Raw genomic sequence first — 13,668 nt, forward strand, 5'->3', positions numbered from 1 at the left:
GGGCACGACTCCACCCACCGCGGCCCGACGGAGTTGTGCCATCAGTTCCGCCAGCGCGGCCTTCGTCACGGGCACGCCTCGCGCTCCGGGATCCTGATGCCCCGCCATGTCACCCACCCCCACACCCGGTTACACGCCAGACCGTAAGGGATGTCTGTTAGCACTGTCAACGGATCACGCATCTAGGAAAGTTGACACACCTCGTGTACCGTGACCGCGTCCGCACTCTCCGCTTCAGAACCAGGTGGCGGGACGGCACTCACAGGGGCAAGTCCCTTGACGGGACGGGGAAGTAGAGGGCAGGGGAGAAACCGTGGGCCACGAGCTGATCGATGGCAGGTTCCGTGTCGGGCAGGTCATCGGCAAGGGCAACATGGGGGAGGTTCACCGGGGCGAGGATCTCCAGGCTCCGGAGGGCAGCGCCGAACGCCCGGTCGCCGTAAAGACGATCCTTCGCCGCCGTACGGGTGGCCTGATCGACACCGGCGCGGACAACAAGGCCGTGGAGCGCTTCGCACGCGAGGTGCGCATCATGCGCCGCCTCGAGCACCCGAACCTGACACGGCTCATAGCCGGTGGAATCAGTACGGACGGCGGACTGCCCTACCTGGCCATGGAGTTCCTGGACGGCGAGACACTGCGCGACCTCATCGAGGAGGAGCGCCAGCTGCCCATCACCTGGGTGGCAGCGATCGGCGCCCAGATAGCCGACGGCCTTTCCGCCGCCCACGCGGCCGACGTGGTGCACCGCGATCTGAAGCCCGCGAACGTCATGCTGACCCGCGGCGGAACCGTCAAGGTCCTCGACTTCGGCATGGGCCGCATCGTCGACGACCCGGACGAGGCACGGCTGACCAGCACCGGCGTCAGCGTCGGCACCGCCCGATACATGGCGCCCGAGCAGTTCGAGGCCCGTCAGGTGACTCAGGCCGCCGACCTGTACGCCCTCGGCTGTGTGCTGTACGAAATGCTGGTCGGCGTACCGCCCTTCGTCAGCGAGTCTCCGTTCGAACTCGCCCGCAAGCACCTCGAGACCGAGCCGACGCCGCTCGGCGTCGTCCGGGGAGAGATTCCCTCCGAACTGATCCGTCTCGTCGGCCGGCTGCTCGCCAAGGACCCCGCCGAGCGTCCGGCGAGCGCGGCCGACGTCCACGACGCCCTGTGTCCGCTGGCCCTGGGCGACGGTGACACGCCGCGACTCCCTCACTGGAGCGCTCTCGACCCGACACGCCCCCTGGCCGCCATGGCCGCCCGCATCGTCGCCACGCCGTCCGCGCCGTCGCCGCGACCGGCGCCCGTCACCGCCTCCGGCACCGCGATGGACGTGTTCGGTGTTCACCGCGCTCTCATCAAGGACTACCGCGACTTCACCGAGGGCGGCACCGTCATCCGTGACGACCGCGTCGCCGCGTTCGTGGAGAAGGACCTCGACGACAAGTCGCAGTGGCCCGATCCGTGGCTGTCGCTCAACCCGTTCTTCCAGAGCGGAGGCACGGTCGCGGAACTCGTCGGGGAGAAGGTCCTCCACCCGGAGTGCGCCCGCATCTTCCAGGCCGGCAAGACGGAGGGCGGCACCGTTCCGGACGGGCGGCCGCTCACCCTCCACCGCCACCAGCGCGAGGCCATCGACGCCGCCGCGCGCGGTGCCTCGTACGTGCTGACCACCGGCACCGGCTCCGGCAAGTCGCTGTCGTACATCGTTCCGATCGTGAACCGCGTCCTTCATGAGCGGGACTCCGAAGGTCCGAAATCAGTCAAGCGAGTGCGCGCGGTCATCGTCTACCCGATGAACGCGCTGGCGAACAGTCAGCTCAAGGAACTCGAGAAATACCTGCGCGACGGGTACGGCCAGGGCCACGAGCCGGTCACCTTCGCCCGTTACACGGGCCAGGAGGACGACGAGAAGCGCAAGGAGATCCGCGACAACCCGCCGGACATCCTGCTCACCAACTACGTGATGCTCGAGCTGATGCTGACCCGGCCCGCCGACCGGGCCAGCCTCATCAAGATGGCCAAGGGCCTGGAGTTCCTGGTCTTCGACGAACTGCACACCTACCGCGGCCGCCAGGGCGCCGACGTCGCCCTGCTCATCCGTCGGGTCCGCGAGGCCTGCCAGGCGCCCGACGTACAGTGCATCGGCACCTCGGCCACCATGTCGACCGAGGGCACCGTCGAGGACCAGAAGAAGGTGGTCGCCGACGTGGCGAGCCGGCTGTTCGGCACGACCGTCAGCCCTGAGCACGTGATCGGCGAGACGCTCGTACGCGCCACCGACGAGGCTCCCGACACCGTCCCCGCCGAGCGCCTTACCTCGCCGGCGGCGCCCCGCGCGTACGACGATCTGGTGCGCGACCCGCTGGCCCGCTGGATCGAGACCAGGTTCGGCCTCGCCACGGACGAGGCCACGGGCCGGCTGGTGCGCCGCCGACCCACGAAGATCGAGGCCGCGGCGCGCGAACTGGCGGAGCAGTCGGGTACGGCCAAGGACGACTGCGCGAGGGCCATAGAGGCGACTCTGGAGGCCGGCTCGCAGGCCCGGCACCCGGTCACCGACCGTCCCCTGTTCGCGTTCCGTCTGCACCAGTTCCTCTCCAAGGGCGACACCGTGTACGTCACCCTGGAGGACAAGCTCTCCCGCCACCTCACCCGCTCCTACCAACTGGAGCAGCCGGGCAGCGGCGGCAAGCTCCTGATGCCTCTCGCCTTCTGCCGGGAGTGCGGCCAGGAGTACCTGACCGTCTGGCGCACCGAGAAGGACGGCGAGGTGCGCTACGAGGCCCGCCGGGACACCTCCGCCACGGGCGGACGCCAGGGCGACGGCTACCTCTTCATCGACCAGGAGCGGCCATGGCCGTCCAGCGTCCAGTACGCCGTCGACGACCGCCGGCTGCCCGAGTCCTGGCTGGAGCTGGACGACAGGGACCAGGAGGTGGTCAGGAAGACGTACCGCGACCGGGTGCCGCGCGCGATCACCGTGGACCCGCTCGGCTACGAGGGCCGCGGCGAGCTGCAGGCCGCGTTCATCCCGTCGCCGTTCCTGTTCTGCCTGCACTGCGGTGTGGCCTACGAGCAGACGCGCGGCCGGGACTTCGCGAAGCTGGCGACGCTGGACCAGGAGGGCCGCTCCTCGGCGACCTCCCTCATCTCGGCGTCGGTGGTGCGGTCCCTGAAGTCGGTGCCGGAGGAGGCCCTGGACAAGGAGGCCCGAAAGCTCCTGACCTTCGTCGACAACCGCCAGGACGCCTCGCTCCAGGCCGGTCACTTCAACGACTTCGTGCAGATCACCCAGTTGCGCGGGGCCCTGTACCGGGCCGCCCTGGACGCGGGCGAGGACGGCCTCACCCATGAGGAGCTGGCCTCGGCGGTGACGAACGCGCTCGGAATCGCTCCCGTCGACTACACGGGCGAGCACGATCTGCCTCCGACGCTGGCCAAGGCGGCGGCCAAGACCCTGCGCGACGTCGTCGCCTTCCGGCTCTACCTCGACCTGGAGCGCGGCTGGCGCATCACCATGCCCAATCTGGAGCAGACCGGTCTGCTGGAGATCGACTACGCGGATCTGCGCTGGATCGCGGACAAACAGGACCGCTGGGCGCACACCCACGCGGCGCTGCGGGACGCCGACCCCGCGCTGCGGGCCGAGATCATGAAGGTGCTGCTCAACGAGATGCGCCGTTCGCTCGCCATCGACGTGTCGTACTTCCGTGACGACTTCGACGCGCTGCAGCGGGCGAGCGAGGAGCGGCTGGTGGACCCCTGGGTGCTCTCGGCCTCCGACCGGCCCGGCGTGGGCACCGCCTACCCGCGTCCTTCGGGCCGGGGACTGGACCGCTCGGGCCTGTTCCTCTCGGCGCGCGGCAAGTTCGGCAAGTACCTCAAGCGTGCCGACGCCTCGTTCAAGAACCTCTCCCCCGACGATCTGCAATTCGTCATCGCGGAACTGCTGAAGGTGCTGGCCGCCAACGGCCTGGTGAAGGAGGTGGCGGAGGCGCCGCAGCGCGCGGGCCGTTACCGCAGGCCGACGACGCCGGCCACGACCGGTTACCGGGTGGCGGCCCAGTCGCTGATCTGGCGTGCCGGCAAGGGCGAGACGGGCACGCACGACCCGCTGACCCGCACCTACCCCAGCGGCGACGGCCCCCGCGTGAACACCTTCTTCCGGGACCTGTACCAGGAGGCGGCGAGCGCGCTGTCCGGGCTGTTCGCCCGCGAGCACACCGCCCAGGTCGCCCCGGAGGAGCGGGAGCGGCGCGAAGAGGCGTTCCGCAAGGCGGAGCTGAAGCTGCTGTACTGCTCCCCCACCATGGAGCTGGGCGTCGACATCTCCTCCCTCAACGCGGTCATGATGCGCAACGTGCCGCCCACGCCCGCCAACTACGCCCAGCGCTCGGGCCGCGCGGGCCGCAGCGGACAGCCCGCGCTGGTGACGACGTACTGCGCGACGGGCAACAGCCACGACCAGTACTACTTCCGCCGCTCGGAGCGGATGGTGGCGGGCGCTGTGGCCCCGCCGCGCCTGGACCTCGCCAACGAGGACCTGGTGCTCTCCCACCTGCAGGGCATATGGATCGCCGAGGCCGGCCTGAAGCTGGGCCGCGCGATACCCGAGGTCCTGGACGTGTCGCACCCGGAGACCGGCGACCGCCCGAACCCGGCCCTGAAGCTGCTCCCCGACATCCTCGACGCCTCCCTGGACGAGACCGCGCAGCACCGCACGGTGGACGCGGCCCTGCGGGTGCTCGGCCCGCTTCTGCCCGACTTCGCCGACACCACGTGGTGGCACGACGACTGGATCCAGGACCGGGTCCGCACGGTGCCGGAGCGCTTCGACCGGGCCTTCGACCGATGGCGGCAGCTGTTCCGCGCGGCGCTCGACGACCAGTACATCCAGAACAAGCGGCGCCTGGACTACAGCCTCACCGAAAGCGACCGCAACCGGGCCAACGCCCGCCGCCGCGAGGCGGAGACACAACTCAACCTGCTGATGAACGAGAGCGTGGACAGCAAGTCGGTCCTCTCCGACTTCAACCCCTACCGCTACCTCGCCTCCGAGGGCTTCCTGCCCGGCTACAGCTTCCCGCGTCTGCCGCTGGCCGCCTACATCCCGACCATCGGCCGCCGCCGGGGCGACGGCGACTACCTCCAGCGTCCCCGCTTCCTCGCCATCCGCGAGTTCGGCCCCGGCTCGCTCATCTACCACGAGGGCGCCCGCTACCAGGTGACCCGCATCCAGCTGCCGCCGGACTCCTCCGGCGACCTGGCGACCAGCGAGGCGCGCCGCTGCACGCACTGCGGCTACCACCACGACCCGGCCGAGCGGCAGGACCGCTGCCACATGTGCCACGAACCGCTGGGCGCGGCCACCCATGGCCTCCTCCAGCTGCACACCGTCTACACCACGCGCCGGGAGCGCATCTCCTCCGACGAGGAGGAGCGCCGCCGGGCCGGCTTCCGCCTGGAGATGTCGTACCGCTTCCAGGACCACGGCGCCCGCAAGGGCCGCCTCAACGCGTCCGTCGCCGACACCTCGGACGCGCCGCTCGCCGACCTGGCGTACGGCGACTCGGCGACCGTCCGCATCACCAACCTCGGCCGGGTACGGGCGAAGAAGGACGAGCCGGCGGGCTACTGGCTCGACCTCGCCGACGGCCGCTGGATGAACGACAAGGACGCCGCCGAGGCCTCCGGCGACTCCAGCGAGCTGCCCGTGGTCGACGAGGACGGCAAGGAGCGGCGCCGTAAGAAGCGGGTCATCCCGTACGTCGAGGACCGCCGCAACATCCTCGTCGTCACCCTGGACGAGGCCCTGCCCGAGCCCGAGGCGCTGTCCCTGATGTACGCGCTGGAGCGGGGCATCGAGGCCGCCTTCGAGCTGGAGGACGCCGAGCTGTCCAGCGAACTGCTGCCGCCGGATGGCGGACCCCGCAACCGGTTCCTGTTCATGGAGGCCGCCGAGGGCGGCGCGGGCGTGCTGCGCCGCCTCCAGGCCGAGCCGGACGCCCTGGCGAAGGCGGCCCGGTACGCCCTGTCGATCTGCCACTTCGACGAGGACGGCACCGACCTGGGCGGCCCGCACCCGGACCGCCCCTGCGCCCTGGGCTGCTACGAGTGCCTGCTGACCTACGGCAACCAGCTCGACCACGCACTGATCAACCGCCACGCGGCCCGGCACTTGCTGGTGCGGTTCGCCTCGGCGACGGCGGAGCGCGAGTCGCGCGGCGAGTCGCGGTCGGAGCAGTACAGGCGGCTGCTCGACCAGACCCCGGCGGCCCCTACGGCGGTCGAGGCATCGGCCGCCGCCGAACTGGCCGCGCGCGGTGACTTCCTGGGCTGGGCGAAGGCGCGGGGACTGCACCTGCCGGACGAGGCGGGCCCCTTCCTCACCGAGGCGAACGCGATGCCCGACTTCGTGTACCGGCTCCCGGGAGGAAACGTGGCCGTCTTCGTCGACACACCCGACAAGGAGCAGGACACCTTCCGGGACGAGTACGCCGAAGACCGCCTCTTCAACGCCAGTTGGGACGTCGTCCGCTTCCCGCACGGCGACGACTGGGACGCCATCGCCGCCGCCAACGCTCGCTACTTCGGCACGCCGACCGCCAACTGACGACCGGCTTCTCCTGAGGACTTGAAAACACACATGGCACTCACGTACTCCGCAGGTTCCCTGGTGAAGGCCCGCGGCCGCGAATGGGTGGTGCTCCCCGAGAGCAAGCCCGACCTGCTCGTCCTGCGTCCGCTCGGCGGCTCGGACGACGACGTCGCCGCCGTGTTCCCGGCGTTCGAGACGGTCGAGGAGGCCCGGTTCGCCGCGCCGGAGCCGAGCGACCTCGGCGACCAGCGGGCGGCCGGCCTGCTCCGCACCGCCCTGCGCGTCGGCTTCCGCTCGGGCGCCGGCCCGTTCCGCTCGCTGGCCGGCATCGCCGTCGAGCCGCGCGCGTACCAGCTCGTCCCGCTGCTGATGGCACTGCGTCAGAAGACGGTCCGCCTGCTGATCTCCGACGACGTCGGCATCGGCAAGACCGTCGAGGCGGGCCTCATCGCGAGTGAACTCCTCGCGCAGGGCCAGGCGTCGGGCCTGGCCGTGCTGTGCTCCCCCGCGCTGGCGGAGCAGTGGCAGCAAGAGCTGCGCAGCAAGTTCGGCATCGACGCGGAGCTGGTGCTGTCATCGACGGTGACTCGCCTGGAGCGGGGCCTGGACCTCGGCCAGTCCCTCTTCGACCGCTACCCGAACGTCATCGTCTCCACCGACTTCATCAAGTCCACCCGTCACCGCGACGACTTCGTACGGCACTGTCCCGACCTGGTGATCGTCGACGAGGCGCACACGTGCGTGGCGGCCGACGACACCAAGACCGGCACGCAGAACCAGCTGCGCTACGAGCTGCTGCGGCGGGTCGCCGAGGACGCGGAACGGCACCTGCTGCTGGTGACGGCGACGCCGCACAGCGGCAAGGAGTCCGCGTTCCGGAACCTGCTGGGCCTGGTCAAGCCCGACTTGGCGCACGTCAACCTGGAGTCGGAGAGGGGCCGGAAGCTGCTCGCCCAGCACTTCGTGGCCCGCAAGCGCGCGGACGTGCGCCAGTACCTCACCAAGGAGGACGGCCTGGCCGACGACTCGCTCGCCGAGCGCACCGCGTTCCCCTCGGACCGCTACTTCAAGGACGAGACGTACAAGCTGTCCCCGGAGTACCGGGCCCTGCTGGACGACGCGATCGCCTACGCGAGTGAGCGGGTGGAGGAGGCGGACGGCCGGGGCCGGAGGGAGGCCCGAATAGCGTGGTGGTCGGCGATCGCGCTGCTGCGTTCGCTGGTGTCGTCCCCGCGGGCGGCGGCGCAGACGCTGCGCACGAGGTCCGCGGCCGCGGTCGCGTCCTCGGCGGAGGAGGCCGACAAGCTCGGCGCCCCACTGAACAGCGACGCGGCAGACAGCGACTCGATGGAGGGCATGGACGTAGCGCCGGGCGCGGAGATCGAGGTCGACGATCCGCGCTCGCGCCTGGCCGAACTCGCCGACCGGGCGGCGGACCTGGAGGGCCCGGCGCAGGACCTCAAGCTGAAGGCGCTGATCAAGCACCTCAAGTCGCTGCTTGCCGACGGCTACAACCCGATCGTCTTCTGCCGCTACATCCCCACGGCCAAGTACCTGGCCGAGCAACTGGCCAACGACCCGGAGACGAAGAAGCGCGGCCCCCTGGGCGCCAAGACGGTCGTCAAGGCGGTCACCGGTGAACTGTCGCCGCAGCAGCGCATCGACAACATCGAGGCGCTGGCGACGGAGGCCGGCGAGGACGCCGCCGCGCGCCGGGTGCTGATCGCCACGGACTGCCTGTCGGAGGGCGTGAACCTGCAGCACTACTTCGACGCGGTGGTTCACTACGACCTGGCGTGGAACCCCACCCGCCACGACCAGCGCGAGGGCCGCGTCGACCGCTACGGCCAGCGCCGCGACGAGGTCCGCGTCATCACCCTGTACGGCGACGACAACGGCATCGACGGCAAGGTCCTCGAAGTCCTCATCAAGAAGCACCGCCAGATCAAGAAGGACCTGGGCATCTCGGTGTCGATCCCGGACGAGCTGTCGACGGGCGTGACGGACGCGATCGTGGAGTGGCTGCTGATGCGCGGCCGCGAGAGCGAGGACGCGCTGTTCAGCGCGGACGCGTTCAAGGTGAGCACGGCGAAGCTGGACAGCGACTGGAACTCGGCGGCGGAGCGGGAGAAGGCATCGCGTTCACGGTTCGCGCAGCGCTCGGTCCACCCGGAGGAGGTGGCCCGGGAGGTCGCCGCGATCCGGGATGCGCTGGGCGGTACGGGCGAGGTGAGGACGTTCGTACGTGAAGCGCTGGGCTCGCTGGGCGCGGTACTGCGCGGAGCCGACGTGCAGGAGGACTTCACGGCCCAGGTGGGCGGTACGCCCGCGGGCCTGCGGGACGCGCTGGCGACGGCCGTGGGCGCTGAGGTGATCGAGCAGGACCGCCCGATCCCGTTCCGGACGGACCCGGCGGTGGCACGGGGCGAGGCGGCGCTGGTGCGGACGGACCCGGTGGTGGGCGCGCTCGCGTCGCACGTCCTGAACGCGGCGCTGGACACCCAGGCGGACGGCACACGCCCGGCACGCCGCTGCGGTGTGGTGACCACGGACGCGGTGGCGACGCGTACGACGCTGCTGCTGGTCCGCTACCGCTTCCACCTGACCCTGCCGTCGCGCAGCGGCGAGAAGCAGCTGGTCGCGGAGGACGCGCGGCTGCTGGCCTTCGAGGGCTCCCCGAAGAACGCGGTGTGGTTGTCGCAGGAGCGTGCGGCGGCCCTGCTGGACGCGACGGCGTCCGAGAACACGGACCCGCACTTCGGCGAGCGCATGATGAAGCGCATCCTCGACCAACTCCCGGAAGCGAACGGCTACCTGGAGACCTACGGCGAGGACTTGGCCGCCGAGCTGGACGCCTCGCACCGCCGGGTCCGCCAGGCCTCCGGCGAGATCGTCCGAGGCCTGTCGGTGACGGCCCAGAAGCCGGCCGACGTCCTCGGCGCGTACCTGTACCTGCCAGCCAACCCTGCTGCTTCTTCCCCCGCCCCTGCTGCTGTCTCTGGAGCGTCCGCCTGATGTCCGCCACGACCCGCAACCAGGTGTTCACCGCCGTCCACACGGTCGGAGGTCTGCTGCCGGCCGACATGCTGCTGCGCATCTCCGAGGGCAAGGATGTCCCGGGCTCCAAGCCGGCCGACTACGGCCTGCCGTCGTCGCGTTCGGTACGGGACGAGGCGGAGCGCAGCTGGGAGTACCTGAAACCGCTCTGGCGCGAGCTGCGCAAGCACCTCCCCGAGGACCGCGAGACGGGGTTTCCCTCGTCTGATCCCACTGGCCGCGCGGGCGCCGACTGGCTGGCGCCGCTGTGGCGGGAGCTGGGCTTCGGCCGTCTGACGCCGATCGGCACGGAAGGCGTCACGGCCGACTCGGACACGGAGAAGCGGTTCGAGGTCTCGCACCGCTGGCAGCACGCGCTCATCCACCAGGTGGCATGGAACGGCAACCTCGACAAGCGTCCGGGCGGCGCGGGCACGGTCCCGCCACAGTCGATGCTCCAGGAGTGCCTGAACCGGACCGAGGCCCACCTGTGGGGCATCCTGACGAACGGTCGCCAGGTTCGACTGCTCCGGGACTCCAGCGCGCTGGCCACGGCGTCGTACGTCGAGTTCGACCTGGAGGCGATCTTCGACGGTGAGCTGTTCAGCGAGTTCGTACTGCTGTATCGCCTGCTGCATGTGTCCCGCTTCGAGGTCGCGGAGGACGCGGCGCCGTCGACGTGCTGGCTGGAGAAGTGGCGCACGGAGGCGATCGCGCAGGGCACCCGTGCGCTGGACCAGCTGAGGAAGGGCGTCCAGCGGGCGATCACGACCCTCGGCACGGGGTTCCTGAAGCACCCGGAGAACCGGGAGTTGAGGGAGACCCTGGAGGTCAAGACCTTCCACTACGCGCTGCTGCGCATGGTCTACCGGCTCCTGTTCCTGTTCGTGGCCGAGGACCGCGAGGTCCTGCTGTCCCCGTCGGCGGACGAGACGGCGAGGGAGCGGTACGCCGCATACTTCTCCTCGGCCCGTCTGCGCCGGCACGCCCAGCGCCGCCGGGGCACGGCGCACGGTGACCTGTACCAGGCGCTGCGCTTCATCCTGACGGGCCTGGGCAACGACGACGGCCTGCCGGAGCTGGGCCTGCCGGGCCTGGGCGGCATCTTCGACGACACGGAGGCGGACAAGGTCCTGCACGGCCTGTCGCTGTCGAATGAGCCGCTGCTGGAGGCGATCCGGGCCCTGTCGATCGTGCGGGACACGAGCAGCAAGCGGAACCGGGTGGTCGACTACCGGCACCTGGACGCGGAGGAACTGGGCTCCATCTACGAGTCCCTGCTGGAGCTGGTCCCCAAGCACAACGCGACCGACCGCACCTTCGAACTGGTCGAGTTGGCGGGCAACACGAGGAAGACGACGGGTTCCTACTACACCCCGTCCTCTCTGATCGAATGCCTGCTGGACTCGGCGCTTGACCCAGTGATCGACGACGCGGTGAAGCGAGGCGAGATCCGAGCGACGCGCTCTGGCCAGCCGAATCCGGGCCCGGCCATCGTCGAGGAGCTGCTGAACCTGACGGTGTGTGACCCGGCCTGCGGCTCGGGACACTTTCTGGTGGCTGCGGCTCGTCGTATCGCCAAGCGGGTGGCTGCGGTACGGGAGCAGAACCCGGAGCCGACGATCGACGCGGTGCGGCACGCGCTGCACGAGGTGGTCGCACGGTGTATCTACGGGGTCGACCTCAACCCGATGGCAGTTGAGTTGGCAAAGGTTTCCTTGTGGCTGGAGGCCCTGGAACCGGGCAAGCCGCTGGGTTTCCTGGACGCCCACATCAAGCACGGCAACGCGCTGATCGGGGCTACGCCAGCGCTGCTGGCGAAGGGCATCCCTGATGACGCGTTCAAGCCGATCGAGGGCGACGACAAGAAGATCGCGTCGGCGGTTAGGAAGCGGAACGCTGCTGAGCGCGGCGGCCAGTTGAGCTTCCACACCGAGGAACGCATCTGGGTGTCCAATGCGGCCTTCGCGGCGAGCTTGCGCGACATCACTGCAGCCCCGACCAACACCTTGCGCGACGTCCGACTTCAGTCGAGCCGCTTCCGCGAGCTGGAGCAGTCGGCGGACTACCTCCGGGCGCTACACATCAGCGACGCCTGGTGCGCCGCCTTCGTCTGGCCCAAGGTCCAGGGCGCACCGACGCCGGTGACGGAAGGGGTCTTCCGCGACCTACAGAGCGCGGGCGCGGGCATCCCGGTGAGCACGAACGACGAGGTCATCCGGCTCGCGCAGCAGTACAAGGTCTTCCACTGGCATTTGGAGTTTCCAGAGGTGTTCGCCGTCTCTGAGGCTGCGGGCGGCAGTGTCGATCCATCTACGGGGTGGGCTGGCGGCTTCTCGGCCGTGCTGGGAAATCCGCCGTGGGAGCGCATCAAGCTGCTGGAGCAGGAGTTCTTCGCGCAACGCGACGCGTCAATTGCAACGGCGAGGAACGCCGCTGCACGGCGCAGGTTGATTTCCCAGTTGGCAAGCACCCAGCCAGAGCTGGCACGCGAGTTCAGCGAGGCAAAGCGACAAGGTGACGGCGAAGCACACTTTATTCGCAATTCTGGGAAGTACAAGTTCACCGGAATCGGCACAGTCAACACCTATGCAGCGTTCTGCGAGAGTAACCGAGAATTGATCGGTCCACACGGACACATGGGAGTTATTGTCCCAACAGGCATTGCCACCGACGCAACTACTCAATATTTCTTTAAAGACCTGACGTCAAGCAGTTCACTAGCGGCATTGTACGACTTTGAAAATGCCTCTCCCATCTTTCCAGGCGTGCATCGTTCGTTCAAGTTCAGCATTTTGTCCGTCACAGGGAGCCGGATCCGAGTCGAGGCCGCCCAGTTCGCTTTCTTCTTGCACGACCCAGCAGAACTCGATAGCGCAGGTAAGCTTTTCACGCTAACACCTCGGGAGATCATGCTGCTAAACCCGAACAGCGGTACCTGCTCAGTGTTCCGCAGTCGACGAGACGCAGAGATCACGCTTGATATCTACCGGCGCCTTCCCGTGCTGATTCAAAATGACACCCCATCTGAGAATCCGTGGCAACTCCACCTGGGCCGAATGTTCCACATGTCAGATGATTCTGAATACTTCCAAACGCGCGAGGACCTCAATTCGGAGGGATGGACCAGGAAGGGACATGGTTTTTCCAATGGGAGCACAATAGCCCTTCCGGTTTACGAAGCTAAAATGCTTCACCAGTTCGACCACCGATGGGCCACTTACGGGCCCGATAACGCCACCCGCGATGTGACGCTCAGCGAGAAGCAGAGCGCGTCATTCACTGTCACGCCTCGCTACTGGATCGACTCTCGCAAAGTCGACGGAAAACTCTCACCATTGGAGTGGAATCGAGACTGGCTGATCGCAGTACGGAAAATCTGTCGCTCAACTGACGAACGCACTCTCATCGCAGCACCATTTCCTCGTATCGCTCTAGGCGACTCAGCGAACTTGATGTTGCCGAGGCTTCCCGATAGTGCACCGCTTCTCACGGCTTGCACAGCATCCTTTGCCCTAGACTACGTACTGCGCCAAAAAATCGGGGGCACTAACCTTACGTTTTTCCTTCTAGAGCAGCTTCCCGTCCCAAGCCCGAGCCAATTGAATCCACACGCTCCCTTCATTCTCCCTCGCATTATGGAGCTCTCCTATACCACTGGAGACATGGAGTCTTTCGCTGCCGACTACGGAGACAGGAGCACCCCCTTCCAATGGGACGAATCCCGTCGTCAAGTTTTGCGCGCCGAGTTGGACGCCCTCTTCTTCCACCTCTACGGCATATCCCGAGAGGACACCGACTACATCCTCGACACATTCCCCATCGTCCGTCGTAAGGACGAGGCCAAGTACGGCACCTACCGCACAAAGGCGCTTATCCTCGCCGAGTACGACCGCATGGCCACAGCCGGCGTCAGCCTCGAAAACCCCTTGGTGGACGGCGAGAACTACACCTCCACCCTCACCCCGCCCCCGGGCCACGGCCCCCGACACCCCGCCTGACCGCCCGGCGATCGCCGCGCGCAACCCGATCGCCCTCAA

The 13,668-nt window shown here is 68.5% G+C and carries 3 protein-coding genes; all 3 read left to right on the forward strand.

All coding sequences use genetic code 11. The features are described from left to right. Positions 1–313: 313 nt before the first annotated feature. Genes LZ604_RS23370 through LZ604_RS23380 form a run of 3 tightly spaced genes read left to right on the forward strand, consistent with a single transcriptional unit; the run spans position 314 to position 13,629 of the window. Positions 314–6,607: a protein kinase domain-containing protein gene (locus LZ604_RS23370; RefSeq protein WP_234517392.1), complete on the forward strand. Its 6,294-nt coding sequence runs from the start codon at positions 314–316 to the stop codon at positions 6,605–6,607. Positions 6,608–6,640: 33 nt separating this feature from the next. Further along, complete coding sequence (locus tag LZ604_RS23375; protein ID WP_234517393.1) at positions 6,641–9,607, forward strand: DEAD/DEAH box helicase; 2,967 nt, start codon at positions 6,641–6,643, stop codon at positions 9,605–9,607. Then, the gene (locus LZ604_RS23380; protein ID WP_234517394.1) at positions 9,607–13,629 is read left to right on the forward strand and encodes an Eco57I restriction-modification methylase domain-containing protein; all 4,023 of its coding nucleotides are present in this window, start codon (positions 9,607–9,609) and stop codon (positions 13,627–13,629) included. The genes LZ604_RS23375 and LZ604_RS23380 overlap by 1 nt, the downstream gene beginning before the upstream one ends. Positions 13,630–13,668: the final 39 nt, after the last annotated feature.

This window comes from Streptomyces glomeratus (assembly GCF_021462825.1).
Lineage (GTDB): Bacteria > Actinomycetota > Actinomycetes > Streptomycetales > Streptomycetaceae > Streptomyces > Streptomyces glomeratus.